Raw genomic sequence first — 18,190 nt, 5'->3', positions numbered from 1 at the left:
CCCGCGCCGTGCGATCGGCTAGCAACTGGGCAGGGCCGAGGCGTTCTCGACGTACATGTAGTCCCAGAACACGTAGCCCCGAACCCCGGTGGTGTGGTTCTGCACGCCGTAGTACCCGACCATGGGGTCGGGGTAGACACCGCAGAAAGCGGAGACCGAGTGGCTCCGGTAGCCCAGGCCCAGCACCTCGCTCGTCGAGTCATAGGAGCGACGGATGCGGACGCCGTCCTCACGGAAGGAGGCCGGGACGTCGGCCTGCGCCATGGGGGTGGTCGTCGAGACCGCGGAGGTGTTCTCGACGGCGGGCGCGACGGTTCCGGCGGAGGCCGGAACGGCACCGAACGCCAGGACGGCGGTGAAGGCGGCGAGGGCGAGAGCCTTGGTACGAGCACGAAGCATGAAACGGTCCCCGTTCGTGATGTGTACGATCCCGCGAGACATGGTGACCGATCGAGGTGCTGCGGGTCAGCCGCTTCGAGGACAACCTGTCATCACACCTTTGCCACAAAGAGCTGGCCCGAAGGACAGGTCCGTAGTGCACCCGTGCGACCGAAGACGCGGGCCGGCCCATCCCCGCGTGCGCGGGGCTCAAGACGAAGTCGTGCGAATCGGAGACCTGTGCGACGGTCCATCCCCGCGTGTGCGGGGCTCGGCGATACGAGAACCTCACGACGGAGAGAACGGCCGGTGGTGAGGTTCCGCTACACCCGACGAGAACGCACCGCTTCGGCCAATCCGTGCGCGGCCCCGCCCTCTCCGACCTCGGTGACTAGGCGCAGCATCCTCTGTCGGGTGTTGGCCCGCAACGACCCTTCCGGCACCGCTTCGAGCACGCTCATCCCCAACGCCACCGCGCCGTCGATGTCCCGGCCCCCGAACCCGACCACGTGGGCACGATGATCGGCGTCGGCTACCGGTGATGGCGGTCTTCGTCCGCTGAGCGCCGGGGACGAGAAGCCCCCGCTCGCCCGCTCCGCCGGGCCATCGCCTCGATTCCGTCGAGCAGGGAGCACAGGCCGAAATCGAACGCCTTCGCGGCGGCCTCGGCGGGGCTGCGGTCGAATCCGCCGTCGTTCCAGGTGCGTTCGATCGCCGGGTAGCGCGCCGGGTCGAAGATGTTCTCCCAGAACACGCGGCGGTCGTCCCACCAGTCCTCGTCGGATTGGCCGCTGATCCGTTCGGCGTGCGAGTGTTCGGCGAGGGTGGCGCTCGCGCCGTCGACGAAGGTGATGATGGAGTCGCTCGCGGCGGAGATCTCGGCGGCGGTCAATCCGGTCTCGAACAGGGCGCTCAGTAGGAAGTCGTTCCTGGCGAACAGGCCGGGGCCCAAGGGCGGGCGCGCGGTGGAGACCTGGCGCAGCCAGGGGTGGCGTTCGTGCAGGGCGACGTTCTGTCGCGCGTAGCGCTCGATCCGTTCACGCCAGGGGCCTTCGGGGGCCAGGTCGAGTTCCCGCCAGGCGTGGTCCACCATCAGGTCGGTCAGTTCGGCCTTGCCGGGGACGTGGGTGTAGAGCGTCATCGTGCCGACGTCGAGGGAATCGGCGATGCGGTCCATGGTCATGGCGTCGAGCCCGTCGCGGTCCGCCAGGGCCATGGCCGCGACGATGATCTTGTCGAAGGAGACCTTGGGCGGGCGGCCGCGGCCCGACCTGGTCCGCGGTGTTCTCCAGAGCAGGTTCAAGGTCTCCCGGGGGTCTCCCCTACCGCTGCGGTCCATCACGCCTCCTCATTTTCCGTATAGGCTACGGTATTATTTATCCGTAGGACGTACGAAAAAGGAGTGACCAGTGCGAGTTCTGGTGACCGGGGCGACCGGGAACGTGGGGCGACGGGTGACGGCGGGTCTGGTCGAGGCGGGGGTCTCGGTACGCGCCCTGACCAGGAACCCGGCGAGGGCCGATCTTCCCGGGGCCGAGATCGTCCGGGGCGATCTCACCGAGCCCGAGACCGTGCCGTTCGACGGAGTGGACCGGATGTTCCTCTTCCCCGAGCCGTCGACCGCGAAGGACCTGGTCGAACGCGCCGTGCGCGCGGGTGTTCGGCGGATCGTCGTGCTCTCCTCGGGAGCGGTGACCGGCGGTTTCGACACGACGTTCCACCCTCCGGTCGAACAGGCCGCCGAGCGTTCGGGGGTGGGGTGGACGCATATCCGGCCCGGCGAGTTCGCGGCCAACAAGCTCGCGCTGTGGGGGCCGTCGATCCGGGCCGAGCGGGTGGTCCGGGATCCGAACCCGGACGGGGGCTGGTACCCCGTGCACGAGTGGGACGTGGCCGACGCGGCGTTGGCGGCCCTGCTGGAGGACGGTCATCACGGCAAGGCCTACGACGTCAACGGCCCCGAGCTGATCAGTCTGCGCGACCAGGTCGGGGCCATCGCCGACGCGCTCGGCGAGGAGATCCGCTTCGAGGAGGTCACCCCGGCCGAGGCACGCGAGATCTACCAGAGGCTTGGAGGGTTCGCCGCCGAGGCGGCGGACTTCCTGTTGGGGTTCACCGACTACGACGGCAATGCGGCCGATCCCGCCGACGCGGCCGACTTCGATCCGAGTTCTCTGGGGCCTCTGCCCACCGTGAGCTCCGTGACGGGCGCCGAGCCGCGAACGTTCGCGCAGTGGGCCCGAGACCGGGTCGAGGACTTCCGCTAGGGGCACTCCCCCGCCCCGGCCACGGCACGTGCGCCGGGGCGCGGGGCTCACCCCTCCACCGCGCTCTCCCGATCTCTTCCAAGAGCCCCCTCGAAGGTCGCACCCCCGCGTTACCCTCCCGCCATGCTCTTGGACTCGATCACCCTTCAGGCCGACGATCCGTCCTTCCTGGCCCGCTTCTGGTCGAAGGCCCTGGAGGTGCCGGTCGTGTCCGATGGGCCCGCCGGGTCCCTCCTCCCCATTTCTGGGGTACCGCTGCGCTTCCTCCCGACCCCGGTCTCCCCCACGCCCCGGCCCGAGGCCGCCATCACGCGACTACACCTCGACCTCAATGGCGGAGGCGACCATCGGGCCTGGGCGCGGAGCCTGTGCGAGATGGGCGCGAGCCCTCGCGACGTGGGTCAGGGGGACGTCGTCTGGGAGGTACTGGCCGATGTGGAGGGCCATCTGTTCTGTGTGATGCCCGGCGATCGTTACGAGGAGACCGGCCCCGGCCTGGGTTCCCTGCCCGTGGACTCCGCGCGCCCTCGGGTCGATCGGGACTTCTGGGCCCGGGTCACCGGCTGGATCCCCGTCGAGGCGAGCACGCCGGAGCTGCGTCCGCCCCAAGGCCCCGGCATCCGCTTGGCGTTCTGCGACGAACTCGCCCCCAAGCCGGTGGACGAACCGAACGTCATGGGCCTAGCGCTACGGCTCGACGAGGGTGAACGGGAGAGCGACGCCCTTGATCTGCTGGTGGACCTGGGCGCGCGTCGCGTGGAGACCGAGGCCGGGGGGCCCTGGCACCTGTTGACCGACCCTTCGGGGAACGAGTTCAGGCTCGCGAAATCGCTCCGCTGAGTTCTCGGATCCGGATTCCAGGGTGTGCCGATACCCTCACCGCCCGGTAACAGCCTCGACCCGAGGTCGGCGTTCGTCGGGCGCCCCACATCGCCCGCGGATACACTCGCGCAGTGCGTCCAGCCTCTTTTCTCATCCCAGCAGCCGCTTTGACCGGAATCATCGTGTGGGCGGAGGTCGTGCATTGGCGATCCTCCAGGCGTGGTCTGGGCGGCGTGAGACGCGCTGGAGGGTCCGAGGCGGTCATCGTGCTCGGTTTTCAGAACCGGTCCGTCAAGGCCAACTACCTGAACCGCTATCGGGTGCGCGCCGGGCTGCGCTCTCAAGATCCCCACGCGAAGCGGAGCGTGCTGGTGCTGTGCGGAGGCACGGTGGCCGGTGATGTTTCCGAGGCCGAGGTGATGGCGCGTTACGCCCGTTATCAGCTGGGATACACGGGGCCGATACGGCTGGACCGCAAGAGCACCAGCACCTGGGAGAACATCGAGAACGTGATCCCGCTGGTGGAGGACATGGACACGCTCAAGATCGTCTCCAACTCCCTGCACGCGGAGAAGGGCCGCGCCTACCTGTGGCGTCAGCGGCCCGACATCGCCGAGCGGCTCGTACGTGCGGAGGAGCACCGCTTCGGGGAACTCGCCCTGCTCAAGCCGGTGTTGGCCGTCATCGGCCTGAACAGGTTGGGACGTCTGCGCCGAGCGGTGAGCCCGTCCTCTTCCGCCGGGCTCACCGCTCGGAACGGTCCGATCGGTCCAGGAGGCGGGCCCGAACGCGTGCGAGGTCGCCCTCGGTGATCCCGGCCTCCAGCAGGAGGGTCTCCGTGTCCAGGCCTTCGAGGGCGGCGAGGACACTGTCGCGCAATGTCAGCCCTCGGTCGGCCAGGTGGGAGGCGATCAGCGGCCCCTGGTCCTCCTTTCCCATCGCGGCGAAGAGCGGCTTGAGCGCTTCGGTGGAGATCTCGAAGGCGGTCCATCCCCGCGTGCGCGGGGAGCAGCAGCAGGCCCTTTCTTCCGGGGCGATATCGCGCGGTCCATCCCCGCGTGCGCGGGGAGCAGGTGGGTCTTTCACCCACCGAAGACCTCAGAGCGAACCGTCCACTGCCGTCAGCAGCCGGGAACGTCACCCGCTCGGACGTACTCCGTCGGCACCCAGCCGGTGACGCCCGTGCTGTTGTTCGTCAGGTAGTACATCGACATGTAGTACTGCCGGTACACCACACATCGCACGTTGACCGAGTGCGATGGATAGCCGAGCCCGAGAACGTCGCTCTGGAAGTCCGCGTACCGATAGATGCGTACGCCTTCGGCGGTGAAGCTGCCGGGGGCGGCGGCAGCGGGAGTGGCGGTCAGGGAAAGCGCGGTCACCGCGGCCGCGGCCACGGCGGCGACCTTCGTCGGTATACGGAACATGATTCCCCCCGTGATGGCATGACCCGATGTGTCGCCAACCGTAACCAGGCGCCTCCGGCTCGGGTATCCACCTCACGGACAGCATCCTCGGCTCTTCGGTGAGGGTGTTCTGGCTTCCAGGAAAGCGATCGACCGGCTCCGACGAGAAAGACCCTGAGGCGCTCGCCGCCCGACCGGGCCGACGCACCCTGTTGCCGAGATCGTTCTCAGGCCCCCGACTCCGCTACCCAGAGTAATGAGTCTTGCGAATTTCCCGGGGCCTATGACTACGTAGAGCAATAATGGGGATCGATACCCCCGACGGCACGGGCCATGCCCTCCCCACGACCCGCAGGTCTGAGCACAACCCTCGTCGACTTCCATCAGGCCCGGCACCCGGCAGATCGTCGTCCTCCCTCACTCTGGAAGGCTGTTCCCGTGCGGGAACACGACTGGTACTACGACAACGACGAGGAAGCTCCCCTCGACGCGGACCTCGACGATCCGAACCCGGAAACCGCGACACGCTGGATCGCGGTGGAGCGGATCTATCGCCTGGACTGGCGTCGCTTCACCTCCGAGGGTTGGGAAACGCTGCGCCGGATCTACCAGGCTCTGCCCGGACACCTTCCTTCCTCCGCCGACAGCGCTCGGTGGTTCTCGCTGGACGAGGAGCGGGAGCTGTACCTGTGGGCTTCGGTCGAACCGCCCGGCCTCCAGGTCGAGGGGGTACTGACCCTGGCCATGTGGCACGACTGGGATTCACGGTTCCGCCGTGAAGTGATCGGCCACGACCTTCCTCGAACGCCCCTCCTTTCCTGAGCGAAAACGAATTCACCCTCTCCCCGCACCTCCCTGCCTCCGAAGCCCCCACCGGGGCCACCGACAAGGGCATAGGGCTCCCCTTTTCCACTCGATCCGGAGAGCCCTTCCGAGAAGAGCCTGAGCACCGTTCCGGGCGGCGTCCGGAATCCGATGCCTTCGTCGCCACCGCGTTCCGGACCCCGGAAAAGCGAGCTCGGGCTCCGAGGATCACGCCTCGGCGGTCAGGGCCTTCCACAGGGTGACGTCTGCGGCGCGGTTGAAGTAGGCGTTGGTGCACACGTCGTACAGGCCCGGCCCGGCGGTGCTGTTGGTCTCCAGGAAGCTGCCGCTGCCGTAGAGGTTCCACAGCAGCAGGACGTCACCGAGGCGTACGGCCTGGTCCGTGGGGCTGGAGGTCTGCGCGAAGATCCGCCAGCGGCCGGTGCCCTCGCCTCGATCCTTGCCTGGAGAGGTGGAGACGTCGTACCTGCCGCCGGAGCGTTTCTGATCGTCGGAGGCGTGGCCGTTGGTGTCGAGGTATCCGCCGTCGTCCTGGTAGAGGTTGCGCAGGTAGATGACGTCTCCGCTGATCACGGCCGTCCCGTCGGCCTTGCCTTCGGCAGAGAGGACCTCCCAGGTTCCGGTGCCCGGGCCTCGGGTGGGTGTGTCCGCGGTGGAGACCCCGTACTTGGCCGGGGCCGGACGGTGGCCGTTGGTGTCGAGGTATCCGCCGGCCCAGTCGTTGTAGCCGTTCTGTAGGTGGATGAGGTCGCCGTACTTGATCTCGTTCGCCATGGAATCCCTCTTCCAGAAAGGAAACACGCATCGCCTTTTGGGCGATATGTACGTGGCGGGGGCTTTCGCTCCGGCGAAACCATCATGCCGGCGAACACATACCCCTGTACATGCCTTCTCGCGAGAAAATGCATTATGCACGGGTGGCGATTCTCTTCAGCCACAGAGGAGGAGAAAAGAGTGAGAACCCTCCATTTCACCCGCAAGGAAATATTCGCGTACAAGAGCATCGTCGGCGAGGGGCCACGGTGGCGAGAGAGATCAGAGGGACTGAAGAGGCCCCTGTGGCATGAGAGACCCAGGCCACCGCTTCCTCACACCCACCAGGGGAGGACCCTCCCATCCGACACCCCTCCACCTCCCCACCCTTTCCACCTCGGGACCGCAGCCAGCCCCCAGACGCCCCAGGAAAACACCTCACGCCATTTCAGCCCACAGTCCTCCAATTAATACCCAAGCCCGCCCCACAACATAAATCACGGAATACCATATTTCAATATTAAACACCCCCTCAATACAACTCTCGAACACCCACCTCGACCCTCTGAATTCAACCCACCAACCCACACGATAAGAAGAATTATCTTTCTACATTAAAAACCAGAAGATTGATAGCCCACGTGAAGCTTCATGTTCCATACGAACTCTTTATCTCCATGCGAACTCTCACATGCACGAAATCGCCTTGCATGCTCCCTGGATAATCAAGAAACTCGAGAAGTGTGGTTGAATTTGCAGCGGATCAGCGCCGTGCCATATCGAGTACGGCTTTCACCATCACGTCCACCAGGGGCGGAGCCATGCCCTCTTCCAGGAGAGGACACCTCACCACGAACCCCCGCCCCGAGCTTCGACCGACGACACCCACCACCGGAGAGCGCACATGAGCGAAGAGCACGGATCTCACAGGAAGTCCGACCACGGGAAGAACAGGAAGGGCAGGTGGTGGCTGATGCCGCTCGATATCCTGCTCCGCCTGCTGGCCCGGACCCTGGTCGACAGGACCCTCGAGGAGATGATGAAGACCGACGAGGAAGAGCCCTGAGATGGACCTCTGCGAGCCGAGCGGGCCTACCGCCCTGTTTTCGAACGAACGACGAACGCCTTCTCCCGCGAGGCCTCCCCCGCCCCCTCGAAGCCCCAGCTCAGCACCCCGAACACTTTTCACACGTCTCGAGTTGTATGAACTTGTCCATACTCAAATGAATACAAAGGGTCAGTAGCCCGCACGTAGCGTAACTATTACGGTTACGCCATGGACCAGCCGCTCGGCCCTGACGCCGACATCATTCACGACGCCCCCGAACCGCCCTACCGTCAGCTCGCCCAGATCCTGATCGCCCGGATCAAACGGGGTGACTGGGCCCCCGATCGCCCGATGTCCTCGGAGACCCAGCTCGTCCAGGAGTACGAGCTGGCCCGCTCCACCGTGCGCCGCACCATCGCCCTCCTCGTCGAGGACGAGTGGGCGTACGTGGTGCCTCGCCGCGGCACCTACGTGAAGAAGCGCGACAGCTAGTTCGACGTCGTCCGGGGCGGTGGTGACGTCCCGGCCGTTCGGGCGACGGCCGACAACGCACAGCCGAAGGGTCGACTTCGACCTATGGCCTGGAGGGGTCGGGGCGACGGTGATGCCCCGGCCCCTCCCCTGCGACCTCATCCGGCGGGCCTTCCTGGATGTTCCGGATTTCACAATGTATGAAGCCGTCGACCACACGTGGCCGACGGCTTCGGATGTCCTGGTGGGTGAAGCGCCACAGCCAAGATCGCACATATCGGTCGCGCCCGCCCCACCGCGATGGACACACCCACCCTCGACAGCCCTTCCAGGAGACGACCGGTCTTCACACCCTGGGAACCACCACCGCGGGCCCGTCCGTCCTCCGGCGGCCACCGGCTCGAATCACGCTCTCCTCCCACTACCTTCCGATCTGGACATCGAGCGAAGAGAGTGCAAGGCTCGAAAACCGCGGTTCGCGCACCGGACTCGATGGAGATGAATGATGCGCGCGGGGATCTCATGGGATGCGGCGGGTTTCCATGTCACCGTGGTCGACGATTACGGAAGAACGGTGATACCCACCCATGGATACCGAACAGATGAAATCGAGACCATGGTCGATTTTCTACATGGAAACGGATCTCGGGTCATCATCGACGACACCAATGGCCTTCTGTACGACCGGCTCACCGAGGCGGGCCTCACCGTGTACCGGGCGGACCACCGGGCCCCGTCCCGACTCCCACTTCTCGGTTCGGCCCCGGCCGAGGCCCTGGCACGCACGACCCTCCGCGATCGGCCTCCGCTCTCCCGGTCGGCGACGGGCTCGGGGACCCACTCCGGGCGCGACGAGGAGCTCGCCGGAGGATATGAGACCGCTATGGCCGCGGTCGCCGATCAGCCCGCCCCGGGCAGGTTCTTCGCCCACGGTCCGCGTGGCGAGAAGAAGGTCGCCCTCACCTTCGATGACGGCCCCTTTCCTCCGCACACCGACCGAATCCTGGACATACTCGAGCACTATGCGGTACCTGCCACCTTTTTCTGCGTGGGCCTGAACTCCGTCGCCCACCCCGAGATCCTCGGGCGAATACAGGAGCGGGGGCATGCGTTCGGGAACCACACGTGGTCGCATCCTTATCTGCCGGATCTGTCCGAAGCGCAGATCCTCGAACAGCTGCGTAGCACGGGCGAGGCGCTCTCCACGTTCACCAACGGCGACGCACCGACCTTGTTCCGTCCCCCGTACGGCGCTCTGCCACCGGGACCGTACGACTGGTTGACGACGATGGAGGCGACCACGGTCCTGTGGGACGTGGATCCGAAGGACTGGTCGAGGCCCGGAGCGGAGGTCATCGCCCGGTCGGTACTCGATCAGGTCCGCCCCGGGTCCATCGTTCTGATGCACGATGGTGGCGGAGACCGTTCGCAGACCGTCGACGCCCTGCCCATGATCATCGAGACGTTACTCGACCGGGGCTACCGGCTGGTCCGGGTCGATCACCTCTTGGAGGGACCCTCCCCCGAACAGGCCGAGGCTCGGGGCACATCACCGTCGACCCCCGACTGAACGCGGTCCGTTCGACGCACGGCTTCGCCCGGGACACCCCGGCCATGGAACAGGGCCGCACCCCGAAGGGTGCGGCCCTTGCGGAGGGCCCCTTCGAAACCGCCGGGTCTCCAGTCCCGCGGCCCCGATATCCAGCCGGCCCTCACGTTCTACGCTGCTCCGAATCATTATTTCGGTCAACCCGAAAATGGTACCTCTGATTCGTGCAGGGGTAGTACCGGTATCCCCCTTTTGGGGGAACCTAAAGATATCGAACAAGTCACGACCCTGATGAACGATCTCGAACACCGGCGAACGCACCTGTTCGCAAAGCGGCCCAGTCACCGAAGAGCGTGACTTACACACATCAACAGGACAACCAGGACGAAGAGACTTGCGAGTCGCTGCGCACCCGTCCCAGGATGATGTACTTTCTCCTTTACGGCCCCTGTCGCTCCCTTGACGGCTTGGCATCTCCAGAATCCGCCGAAGCCGAAAGATCCGGGGTTTCGCGACTATCCAGCCGTGCCAATCTCACACGAAAGGTCCAATGTGACCGCTTATCTCTCCCTCGACTCTCGGGGGGTGCGCGTCATGATCGTGGTCGTCATGATTATCGTCGCGCTCATCCTGCATCGTCAGGGACAAGACCTCGCCACCGCCCTCGTACTGGCTGCGGCAACACTCGGATTCGCCGCTGATGTCTCTCATCGCATCATCCCGAAGGAGGCGCGCTGATGTCGTCCGCGTACGCCTTCGAGGGCGAGCGGTACGTGGTGGCCTCAGAGGCTCGACCCCGTGCCGTCCGCAAGGATCCGGACGGTTCCCTGTGGGCGGAGTTCCCCCTCACCCTGGCCCGTGACACTCCCCCTGGCCGGCGGGGATCGGTCCACACCGTCCTCGGCCCTCGACCCGCGCCACGTCCGGAGAAGGTGCCGGAGGTGCCGGAGGACGTCCCGGGGTTCTCCATGAAACCGGATCCCATGGAGGCCACGAGCGTCGCGGAATTCATCGAGATGATGCGGCGGTACCGGAGGTGGGCGGGCGATCCCAGCTTCCGCAAGATGTCGCTCCGTGTCGGAACGTGTTCGGCCGCCGGATTCTGCGAGGCGCTGAAATCCGACAGGCTTCCCACCTTTCCGCTCCTCAATGCCTTCGTGGTTTCCTTGGGCGGTGACTCCGACGACTTCCAGAGGTGGGCGACCGCCTGGCGGGCGTTGGACGGACAGGCGCCGGGGCACTCTCTCCTATTGGTCATCTAGCGCGTAATGCGTGAAGGGGCTCGCGCCCGCGCGCGGGTCCCTTTCATTGGAATGTCCGTTCACGTGGGTCACCGTTCGGGTTCCTCGATCAGGTGTCGGTCGTCGGCTCGGAGGTACCGGCGGTGGCCGCACGACACGCGAACCCGGTGCGGCCGGGCCCTCGTTCCGCGGGGCTGCCACCCCGCGTCGATGTGCGGTGAGTGTGTTCTGCAGAGGCCGGAGGTGGTGGTGACACCCCCGGCCCGCTCCCCCATGGCCCCGCCCGGCTTCAGGTCCGAGCGGAGCCTCACCACCCGTAGGCGGCGGGGCTTGGTGGGTGTGGCGGTACGGGACCTGACGGCCCCCGCGAAGGGGTGGTCCGCGCTGTCCGAGGTCGACCGCACCGCCACGCCGGCTTTCACACCCCCGCGCACGTCACCGACGAGCGGAGGCGGAAGGTCTTCGTGTCTCGATCACAGCCCGCTCCGGTACCCCGAGATCGACGTGGTCCGGGCCTCGATCATCGTCCGGGCTCGGTGAGCAGGCGTTGAACGTCGGACTTGAAGTAGCGACGATGTCCGCCGAGCGTGCGGACCCACCGCAACCGCCCTTCTTGCGCCCACAGGCGCACGGTCTTGGGATCCACCCGGAACGCCTGTGCCACCTCCTGGGGGGTGAGCAGGTCCATGGGGTCGACATCCGGCTGCGTCATGTTCTTCTCTCAAAGGGGGTCGTCATCGGGGGTCAGGGAAGTTCAGGGTTCGAGGAGGGTCCGGCTGTTCGACGGGGCCGCCTCGGCGAGGCGAGCCCGCTCCGTCGGGGAGCGAAGCACCTCTCGTCACACCGGTATTCGTGTCCGGGCGGCGTGCAGCGCGGCCAAGGCCTGGAGCAGCCGTCCTTCGGCGTCGTTCAGCAGGGCGTTCCGTCGGGTCGCGCCGTTCCCCGCCCATTGGCACGGGTGAGGTAGCGGGCGGCGTCCTCGGCGGCGCTCGCTCCGGCCAGTAGCGTCGGGCCGCGGACCGGTTCACCGCTCAAGTCCCACGAGGTGCGCGTTCCCTCGATCTGCCGGCGTCGGGTCTGGAGGGGTAGCTGGGCCTGGTCCCACAACAGGTAGGCCTGCTCGCGCCCCTCCTGATCGGCCTCGTAGACGTCGAGCAGGCGGATCATGAGCTCGTGGGAGGGGCGGATCCGCCCGTTCTCGATGCGGGAGACCGTCGACTGGTCCACCCCGGGGAGCCGGTATCCGCTCAGCCCGGCCACTTCGCGCAGCCTCCTCAGGTGTACGCCGAGCTCCTTCTTGGCTTCGCCGTCGTCATCCATGCGGGGCGTCCCGTCGGGTGGACCAGAGTGTCTGGTGGGGTTCGTGCAGCCAGAGGGTCTGGCGTTCTCGTGTGAGATCGACGGTGAGCCCGAAGTCGGTGTAGCCGGGTTCGCCCTGGTCGTGCCACCACTCGCGCGCCTGCGCGGCCTGGTCGACGAGGTTCCGTTCGCCGGCCTGTTCGATCCGGCCGTCGGCGTGCAGCCGTGCCCAGGAGGGGCAGGTGGTGGAGGCGATCCACACGTACGGTTCCTCTGCGTCATCCTCCTGTCCCATGCCGTGGGTCCACCCCGGCATGAGCAGGGAGAGCAGGAGTGCCTGCTCTCCGTCGAGCCAGGGTTCGCGGGGGTCGCCGTCGACTCGGGCCACCGTGTCGGCCTCGGCTCCGATGGGCGGCCTGTGGCCCGCCCGCCGTTGGCCACGCGCCCACATGAACGCCAGGCCCCCTTCGAAACGGCCTTCGGCGCGGCCGTCGACCACGTCCAGGACGGCGAGGACCCCGCCGGGGGCGCCCGGTGTCGGTGCCCAGGGGGTGACGATCCGGCCGTGTTCCCGTACCTGTCGGATCCACACGGCCGGGACTCGACTGACGGTGCAGGTGGCGATGGCCTGGTCGTAGGCGGGGCCGGGGAGTCCGGTCGCGAAGTTCTCGCCGTCGCCGGTGAGGACGGTCGGCGCGAACTCGGCCTCGATCAGCGACCGCCGGGCTCGGGCGGCGATCCGCGGGTCGATCTCGATGGAGGTGACCCGGTCGTCGCCGACCAGGGTGCTGAGGAGGGCGGCGTTGTATCCGGTGCCGGTGCCGATCTCCAGGACGCGGTCGCGGGGTTCGATCCGGGCGGCGGTGAGCATGCGGGCCATGACCGTGGGGGCGCTCGACGAGGAGGTCGGGAGGCCCGTGCCGTCTTCGCGTCCGTCGTCGCGTTGGGTGACGAGCGCCTGGTCGGTGTAGACAGTGCGCGTCCACGCGTCGGGGTCCACGGAGCGGTCGTAGCGGACGCTGTTCTCATCCCACAGGACGTCGGGCAGGAAGCGGTGCCGGGGCACGGTGGCGAACAGGGCACGGACGTGTTCGGGTCCGGGGAGCCGTGCGGCCAGGTCCCGGGCGAGGTCGGTGGGGTTCGGGCGGGTGGTGGCGTCGCTCATCGGACGGTGCCCTTCCCCTGGTGACCGGCGCGGGGAACCCGGAGACGAGGGTGCGCGCCGAGGGTCCCCGCGGCTCCGGTAACTCCGGTGTTCCAGCGCAGGCCGAACGGCGCTGGCTCCCGCGGTGCCGGGGGTGCCGGGGGTGCCGGCGCGATCGGCACGGCGTATGTGATGAGGGGGGTCATGGTTTCCTTTGCGCGTCGGTCGCGGGGCGAAGGCGGGACGTTCTCTCGAGGTACGCCCGCGTCGTCACTGTTCTCCGAGAAAGGGCCGTGGTCTGAGGGTGGGCCCCAGGAGGGCGCCGGTGAGGGCGTGCCTCCTGGGGCACCGGACGGGCCACGCGTTGCTGCTGCCAGGCCGCAAGTGCCCCGTCGTCTTGGGGGGATCAACTAGGCGAGGGCACGCACCAGCGCGTCCCAAGCGCTGCCCGGCAGGGTCAAACGCACCTGGTCGGGGTTCTGGGTGTCGCCCATCAACACGTTCCCGCCATCCACGAGCTTGGCGGCGGCGCAGTTGGAGGCGCCCTGAGAGGCCTCGGCCTTGTGCTGAACACCAGCGGTAAGGGACTTACGACCCTGGGTGTAGATGATCTGCATCGATAGCCTGCTTTCTGCTTCTTCTTTCGGTGGAAACCCGGGGACGCGGCGGCAACCGCGCCCGGGACCGGGGCTCTGTCCCCCGTGTTCAGCCCTTCCGTAGTCGGGAGGGGCTGGCGTCTTCTTCCACCGGCGTGGTGCGTCCCGCCGGTGGGGGGTCGCACCCGGCCTCCGCGGTGGACCGACCGGGTGCGTGACCCACCTGTTCAGAGGTGTCGGTCGGGCGGCGCGGTCCGGGAAGCCCGGTCGGTTCGATCGGGGTGTGTGGAGGCGTCCAGGGTGGTCAGGGCGGCGATCGGCGGCTCTCCCCCACCCGGCTCACGCGGCGACAAGCCCCGCCAACGCCCCCAGCCCGCGGCCTCGAACACCTTCCGCAACCCCTCCGGATCCCGCGCCACCAGCCGAGTGTCCGTACCCTGCTCCCGGGCCTGGTCGGTATAGACGTCGGCGGCGCCGACCATCCCGGACAGGTGGGTGATCCCCCACCCGCTGCCCGGAGCCAGCGCCGCAGCGAGTGCCTCCACCAACCCTGTGACCTCGGAATCCTCCAGGTGGTCCAGGGTCAGGGTGGAGAGCACCCCTACCGGCATCGACAGGTCCAGGTGTTCTTCCAGTGCCGAAGCGAGGTTCTCCGGGTAGCGCAGATCCAGGTCCAAGACCCGCACGTTGTACCCACGAACCTGAGCCGGGTGCTCCCACCACGCCCTAACAGCAGCCAGAGCGGCGAGGTCGTGGTCGACATAGACCGTCCTCGCCCGCGACCCCCACAACACCCGGCCGCGTTCATGCGGGGCTCGGCGCATCGCCGGCAACCCACAACCCAGATCCACGACCTGCGAGAACGATCGACAGACCGCGTCGACCACACCTTCGCGGGCTTTGCGGTGCACCAGCATCTGCCCCGCCAAGGCGGGTGAGGCCTCGGCCATCTTGACGGCCGTGTGGCGGTCCTGGCTCCACGAGTCTTTGCCGTAGTCCAGGTAGTCGAAGGTGCGGGCCGCGTTGGTCAACGCCCATTCCTCACGGTCGAGCAGGGTTCCGCTGCGGGCCACGCCCCAGGTCATCGCCATCGCTACCCCCGCATTCGCGTAGTGGTTCGGGTAAGGGGCGGCACCTGTGGCTCGGGCTCGCCTGACCTGGTCGACGGTGCCCTGGAGGTAGTAGTAACGACGCCCGACATGGAGTGCGGGGATGGTGCCTTCGCGGGCCCAGCGGGCGGCGGTCGCATACGACACCCCCCACTGCGAGGCGGCCTGGGCGGGGGCCAGGAGGTCGTCCACGACCGACCTCCCTGCGCCAGGTATCGGCGTATGGCCACGCCGAGCTCTTGGGTACCGGCGTCCTGCTCGGCCTGTTCGGCCTCGCGTAGTTGCCGTTCCACGCGGGAGCGCTCGTCCAAGATCCCGTCGACCAATAGCCGAGCCAGACTCAACCGGTGATCCACCCGCGCAAGCCGCTGCTGGACACTCAACCGACCCAACAACCGCAACGCGCTCAACTCCGCGGCCGCGTTCTGCTCCACTGAACGCGAAGTGGGCGAGGCAGAAGAGGCCGAAGCACTGGAAGTGGACTGTGCGGGACGTCGAGGAGGAGGCACGGGAGAGGTCGGTGGGACGGGCGAGGCCAACCGGAACATCGGAGCCGGCGGCGTGCTCGGAGCGAACCGGTTGGCCGAAGCGCGCCGGGCGGGCAAAGGCGGCCGGGGCGCCGGAGCGGGCGGAACGCTCGGTGCGACCGGGGTGTCCGAAGCGTCCGGAACCGTCGAGGGCGGTGAGACCGGACGCTCGGCCCGGCCCGATGTCGGGAGGAACCCGGCCCAGTGGGCGAACCGGCACCGAAGACCGAACCAGCGCTTCCGAACCTTCGGGATGACCGGAGTAGCGGTGGTGGTGTCGGGCGGAACGAAGATTCCCTGCCGGACAGGCAGGACAGGGGTGCCCTTGGGCGGGGTGAACGTGGTGGTGGTTGGGAGGGTGCGTCGGACCTGTGTCGGGATCATGCTCACGGTGTTCTGCTCCTTGCTTCTGGTCAGGGAAGTTCGATCCGGGCCTTGACCGTGACCGGTAGGCCGGCGCATCCGTCCCAGTCCCAATAGAAGGAGAGTGAAGCCACCCGACCCAGACCGCCACCGTGGCTCTTCTGCTCCGGGAAAGAGAGCTTCGTGCGGCCCGGGGTGGGGCCGGCGTCGGTGACCGTGATCGACAACAGATACCGCGACCGTTCCAGCATCAGCGTGAGCGTCTGATCAGGAGCTCCGGAATATGAGTGCTGGTGGGCGTTGTCCATCAACTCCCACGCGATCAACGAAGCCCGGTTCGCGATCTCAGCAGCCGCCATCGGGTTGGCGATCCCCCGAGCCGCATGCCGACGCACCCAGTTCTGCGCAGCGGCGCGGGCCGCGACCGTGTGCCGCACACGAAGGCCCAGCCTGTCGGGGTCGGGGTAGTGGAGGACTTGGTAGGCAGAGGACAAAGGCCTGTCGTGGCGTGTCCTCAGAGCAGTACACTTCATTCGTCTCACCTCGGAGCTGTCGGGGTGGGTCACAACCCCGGGCGGCCGCTCACGACTTCGGCCCCCGGGGTTTTCTTGAATCTAGCCACAGTCACTCCAGACAAAGCAGGACAAAAGCCTGCGAAATCCTCAAAGCTAACTGTGAGCCCGTCAATCCCTACCGTGCGACATCTATCCGTAGCTCACAAGGGTTTTTCCTCAGATTCCCCACAAGAGCGCTCTTGGGGTACACACGGGGAAAGTTTTTCTGTAAAATTTTTACATGACCGAAGCAACACTCTCCTCGTGGGTCGAGTTCGGCACCCTGCTCAAGAGTTTGCGCAGGCAGCAGGGATGGACACTCCAGAATCTAAGCAAGGCATGCGGCTACTCGGTGTCGACGATCAGCAAGATCGAAAACGCCAAAAGGGAACCAAATAGGAAACTTATCGCCGAGCTTGACAGGGCGATGAGGAAAAATGGGGACCTGCTCCGCCAATGGGAGAAACACCGAACCAGGGACTCAGACCCCGACTGGTACAGGCAGGTGGTGACCAGCGAGGAGCGGGCAACGGAGATCAGGATGTGGCATCCATGGTTGATCCCCGGCTTCATGCAAACATGGGACTACGCTCGGATCATCTTCCGCGATGGACGTCCCTTCGACACCTCTGAGCAACTGAACCAACTCGCAGACCTCCGTGTCGCGCGGCTCGAAGCCCTAAGGCAAGCGCAGAATCCACGCATGCTGGCCATCATCTCCGAGCGAACCATCACAGACGTTGTGGGCTCGCCCCAGGTGATGAAGGAGCAGCTCCGGCACCTACTATCTCTCTCGGAGCAGGTGCAGACCCTGGTGTTGCCCAGGTCGACGCCCTACCACGGGGGACTTTCGTCGGGCCCGTTCCGGATTCTGGATTTCCTGGATCAGGACACTCAGGTCTATGCGGAGCACTCGTCGGGGGGTGAGCTGATCACGGAACCTGATGGTGTGCGGCGTCTTGTGACGATCTTTGGGGATCTACTCACATGGGCTCTGCCCCCTCCAGCCTCACGGGAACGGATCCAAGAAGTCATAGGAGAGATGAAGTGAGCACTGAGCTTCGCGAGTGGCACAAGTCTTGGCACAGCGGCGCGCAAGGCGACTGCGTAGAGGTTGCGGAAGGTCAGATGACCTGGATCCGGGACACCCAGAACCGAACTCTGGGCTATCTGGATGTGCCAGCCACCGAATGGACCGCATTGCTCAGCGCGCTCCGCACGAGCTGATCTGAAAGTAAACCGACCCCCACCAGGCGACTTAGGTTCTAACGGTCGTTGCAACACCCCATCTCTGAAGGGGTGCGATGAACGACTTCCAGATCCGGGACCGGTCGGTCAACCAGGGCCGGACAAAGCTCGTCCGTGAGCGGGAGGAATACTTCCGGCTCATGGAACAGGGCTACAGCAGCAGAGAGGCCTGCCGGATCGTCGGGATCAATCGGCGCACCGGCAAGGTCTGGCGCAATGGCCGCCACCCGCACAAAAGCCTGGCGAAGGCCGTACCTCCCATCCGGAGGCCACGGTCCTCGCCAGGCTCTTCGCGTTTCCTGAACGAGGAAGACCGCGTGCGGATCGCCGACATGCTCCAGGCCAAGTCCTCGATCCGCTCGATCGCCGCCGAGCTGGGCCGGGCCCCGTCCACGATCGGCCGCGAGGTCCGCCGCAACCGCTCCTACTACGCCACCGCCAAGAAATACCGGTACGGTCCCCACGCCGCCCAGACCCGCGCCGAGAAGCGCAGGAGGCGACCCAAGCCCCGCAAACTCGACGCCAACCCGCGGCTGCGCGAGTATGTCCAACAGCGCCTCCAACAGCGCTGGAGCCCCGAACAGATCGTT

Annotated in this window: 22 protein-coding genes and 1 pseudogene; 11 read left to right on the top strand and 12 right to left on the bottom strand. The window is 66.6% G+C overall.

The window, feature by feature from the left end:
• Positions 1–18 precede the first annotated feature (18 nt).
• From TR33_RS03415 to TR33_RS03405, 3 genes are all read right to left on the bottom strand, one after another.
• Positions 19–399, bottom strand: coding sequence for a hypothetical protein (locus tag TR33_RS03415; RefSeq protein ID WP_108914108.1), 381 nt, complete (start codon positions 397–399; stop codon positions 19–21).
• Between the two features lie 302 nt (positions 400–701).
• A complete protein-coding gene (locus TR33_RS03410; RefSeq protein ID WP_042281382.1) occupies positions 702–887 on the bottom strand; it encodes a hypothetical protein in 186 nt (61 codons plus the stop codon).
• A gap of 23 nt (positions 888–910) precedes the next feature.
• A complete protein-coding gene (locus tag TR33_RS03405) occupies positions 911–1,717 on the bottom strand; it encodes a TetR/AcrR family transcriptional regulator (RefSeq protein WP_042281380.1) in 807 nt (268 codons plus the stop codon).
• A 70-nt stretch (positions 1,718–1,787) separates the two neighbouring features.
• Between TR33_RS03405 and TR33_RS03400 the strand changes: the two genes are divergently transcribed.
• The 3 genes from TR33_RS03400 to TR33_RS03390 all read left to right on the top strand — a co-directional run bounded on the left by TR33_RS03400 (position 1,788) and on the right by TR33_RS03390 (position 4,279).
• Positions 1,788–2,645, top strand: a complete 858-nt coding sequence (locus tag TR33_RS03400) for an SDR family oxidoreductase (protein ID WP_042281378.1) — start codon at positions 1,788–1,790, stop codon at positions 2,643–2,645.
• A 123-nt stretch (positions 2,646–2,768) separates the two neighbouring features.
• The gene (locus TR33_RS03395; protein ID WP_042281377.1) at positions 2,769–3,485 is read left to right on the top strand and encodes a VOC family protein; all 717 of its coding nucleotides are present in this window, start codon (positions 2,769–2,771) and stop codon (positions 3,483–3,485) included.
• Positions 3,486–3,733: 248 nt separating this feature from the next.
• Complete coding sequence (locus TR33_RS03390) at positions 3,734–4,279, top strand: YdcF family protein (protein ID WP_234305735.1); 546 nt, start codon at positions 3,734–3,736, stop codon at positions 4,277–4,279.
• On the opposite strand, the gene TR33_RS03385 is transcribed toward TR33_RS03390, so the two are convergent.
• Both TR33_RS03385 and TR33_RS03380 read right to left on the bottom strand, forming a co-directional pair.
• On the bottom strand, positions 4,212–4,553 hold the full coding sequence (locus tag TR33_RS03385; RefSeq protein WP_199806095.1) for a hypothetical protein: 342 nt from the start codon (positions 4,551–4,553) through the stop codon (positions 4,212–4,214). The two genes, TR33_RS03390 and TR33_RS03385, sit on opposite strands and share 68 nt — an antisense overlap.
• Before the next feature lie 35 nt (positions 4,554–4,588).
• Positions 4,589–4,894: a hypothetical protein gene (locus TR33_RS03380; RefSeq protein ID WP_042281372.1), complete on the bottom strand. Its 306-nt coding sequence runs from the start codon at positions 4,892–4,894 to the stop codon at positions 4,589–4,591.
• A 417-nt stretch (positions 4,895–5,311) separates the two neighbouring features.
• Here TR33_RS03380 and TR33_RS03375 point away from each other — a divergent pair, with 417 nt between their 5' ends.
• Entirely contained in the window at positions 5,312–5,695 is a 384-nt protein-coding gene (locus tag TR33_RS03375; protein WP_042281370.1) for a hypothetical protein, read from the top strand.
• Positions 5,696–5,905: 210 nt separating this feature from the next.
• On the opposite strand, the gene TR33_RS03370 is transcribed toward TR33_RS03375, so the two are convergent.
• On the bottom strand, positions 5,906–6,472 hold the full coding sequence (locus tag TR33_RS03370; RefSeq protein ID WP_042281368.1) for a hypothetical protein: 567 nt from the start codon (positions 6,470–6,472) through the stop codon (positions 5,906–5,908).
• Positions 6,473–7,727: 1,255 nt separating this feature from the next.
• On the opposite strand from TR33_RS03370, the gene TR33_RS03365 reads away from it, so the two are divergent.
• The 4 genes from TR33_RS03365 to TR33_RS27095 all read left to right on the top strand — a co-directional run bounded on the left by TR33_RS03365 (position 7,728) and on the right by TR33_RS27095 (position 10,781).
• Positions 7,728–7,991: a winged helix-turn-helix domain-containing protein gene (locus TR33_RS03365; protein WP_014911697.1), complete on the top strand. Its 264-nt coding sequence runs from the start codon at positions 7,728–7,730 to the stop codon at positions 7,989–7,991.
• Positions 7,992–8,586: 595 nt separating this feature from the next.
• A complete protein-coding gene (locus TR33_RS03360; protein ID WP_052358080.1) occupies positions 8,587–9,540 on the top strand; it encodes a polysaccharide deacetylase family protein in 954 nt (317 codons plus the stop codon).
• Positions 9,541–10,104: 564 nt separating this feature from the next.
• Positions 10,105–10,257 carry a hypothetical protein gene (locus TR33_RS03355; protein WP_234305762.1) on the top strand — a complete coding sequence of 51 codons (153 nt, stop codon included), beginning with the start codon at positions 10,105–10,107 and terminating at the stop codon, positions 10,255–10,257.
• Positions 10,258–10,460: 203 nt separating this feature from the next.
• On the top strand, positions 10,461–10,781 hold the full coding sequence (locus TR33_RS27095) for a hypothetical protein (RefSeq protein ID WP_234305734.1): 321 nt from the start codon (positions 10,461–10,463) through the stop codon (positions 10,779–10,781).
• Between the two features lie 499 nt (positions 10,782–11,280).
• Here TR33_RS27095 and TR33_RS03340 read toward each other — a convergent pair whose 3' ends face one another.
• From TR33_RS03340 to TR33_RS03315, 6 genes and pseudogenes are all read right to left on the bottom strand, one after another.
• Positions 11,281–11,448, bottom strand: a complete 168-nt coding sequence (locus tag TR33_RS03340) for a BldC family transcriptional regulator (RefSeq protein WP_014910824.1) — start codon at positions 11,446–11,448, stop codon at positions 11,281–11,283.
• Between the two features lie 150 nt (positions 11,449–11,598).
• Positions 11,599–12,080: pseudogene (locus TR33_RS03335) on the bottom strand (helix-turn-helix transcriptional regulator).
• Positions 12,073–13,224 (bottom strand): methyltransferase domain-containing protein, encoded by a 1,152-nt coding sequence (locus TR33_RS03330; protein ID WP_042281357.1) that lies wholly within the window; start codon positions 13,222–13,224, stop codon positions 12,073–12,075. The pseudogene TR33_RS03335 and the gene TR33_RS03330 overlap by 8 nt, the downstream one beginning before the upstream one ends.
• Before the next feature lie 389 nt (positions 13,225–13,613).
• Entirely contained in the window at positions 13,614–13,820 is a 207-nt protein-coding gene (locus tag TR33_RS03325) for a DUF397 domain-containing protein (RefSeq protein ID WP_017536583.1), read from the bottom strand.
• Positions 13,821–14,026: 206 nt separating this feature from the next.
• The gene (locus tag TR33_RS03320; protein ID WP_042281356.1) at positions 14,027–15,100 is read right to left on the bottom strand and encodes a helix-turn-helix domain-containing protein; all 1,074 of its coding nucleotides are present in this window, start codon (positions 15,098–15,100) and stop codon (positions 14,027–14,029) included.
• A gap of 748 nt (positions 15,101–15,848) precedes the next feature.
• A complete protein-coding gene (locus TR33_RS03315; protein ID WP_234305733.1) occupies positions 15,849–16,292 on the bottom strand; it encodes an ATP-binding protein in 444 nt (147 codons plus the stop codon).
• A gap of 301 nt (positions 16,293–16,593) precedes the next feature.
• On the opposite strand from TR33_RS03315, the gene TR33_RS25830 reads away from it, so the two are divergent.
• The 3 genes from TR33_RS25830 to TR33_RS03300 all read left to right on the top strand — a co-directional run.
• A complete protein-coding gene (locus TR33_RS25830; RefSeq protein ID WP_084570188.1) occupies positions 16,594–17,403 on the top strand; it encodes a helix-turn-helix domain-containing protein in 810 nt (269 codons plus the stop codon).
• On the top strand, positions 17,400–17,579 hold the full coding sequence (locus TR33_RS03305) for a DUF397 domain-containing protein (protein WP_017536579.1): 180 nt from the start codon (positions 17,400–17,402) through the stop codon (positions 17,577–17,579). The genes TR33_RS25830 and TR33_RS03305 overlap by 4 nt, the downstream gene beginning before the upstream one ends.
• A 77-nt stretch (positions 17,580–17,656) precedes the next feature.
• The coding region (locus TR33_RS03300; RefSeq protein ID WP_042281354.1) for a helix-turn-helix domain-containing protein at positions 17,657–18,190 on the top strand (534 nt) is incomplete at its 3' end.

The sequence above is a fragment of the Nocardiopsis alba genome (assembly GCF_000710955.1).
GTDB classification, from domain to species: Bacteria; Actinomycetota; Actinomycetes; order Streptosporangiales; family Streptosporangiaceae; genus Nocardiopsis; species Nocardiopsis alba.
This window is presented reverse-complemented; position numbering and strand designations above follow the sequence as displayed.

Coding starts and splice junctions, on each gene's coding strand:
- TR33_RS03415 (WP_108914108.1), bottom strand. CDS start 399: ATGCTTCGTGCTCGTACCAAGGCTCTCGCCCTCGCCGCCTTCACCGCC.
- TR33_RS03405 (WP_042281380.1), bottom strand. CDS start 1,717: ATGGACCGCAGCGGTAGGGGAGACCCCCGGGAGACCTTGAACCTGCTC.
- TR33_RS03395 (WP_042281377.1), top strand. CDS start 2,769: ATGCTCTTGGACTCGATCACCCTTCAGGCCGACGATCCGTCCTTCCTG.
- TR33_RS03380 (WP_042281372.1), bottom strand. CDS start 4,894: ATGTTCCGTATACCGACGAAGGTCGCCGCCGTGGCCGCGGCCGCGGTG.
- TR33_RS03370 (WP_042281368.1), bottom strand. CDS start 6,472: ATGGCGAACGAGATCAAGTACGGCGACCTCATCCACCTACAGAACGGC.
- TR33_RS03365 (WP_014911697.1), top strand. CDS start 7,728: ATGGACCAGCCGCTCGGCCCTGACGCCGACATCATTCACGACGCCCCC.
- TR33_RS03360 (WP_052358080.1), top strand. CDS start 8,587: ATGGTCGATTTTCTACATGGAAACGGATCTCGGGTCATCATCGACGAC.
- TR33_RS03340 (WP_014910824.1), bottom strand. CDS start 11,448: ATGGACCTGCTCACCCCCCAGGAGGTGGCACAGGCGTTCCGGGTGGAT.
- TR33_RS03330 (WP_042281357.1), bottom strand. CDS start 13,224: ATGAGCGACGCCACCACCCGCCCGAACCCCACCGACCTCGCCCGGGAC.
- TR33_RS03325 (WP_017536583.1), bottom strand. CDS start 13,820: ATGCAGATCATCTACACCCAGGGTCGTAAGTCCCTTACCGCTGGTGTT.
- TR33_RS25830 (WP_084570188.1), top strand. CDS start 16,594: ATGACCGAAGCAACACTCTCCTCGTGGGTCGAGTTCGGCACCCTGCTC.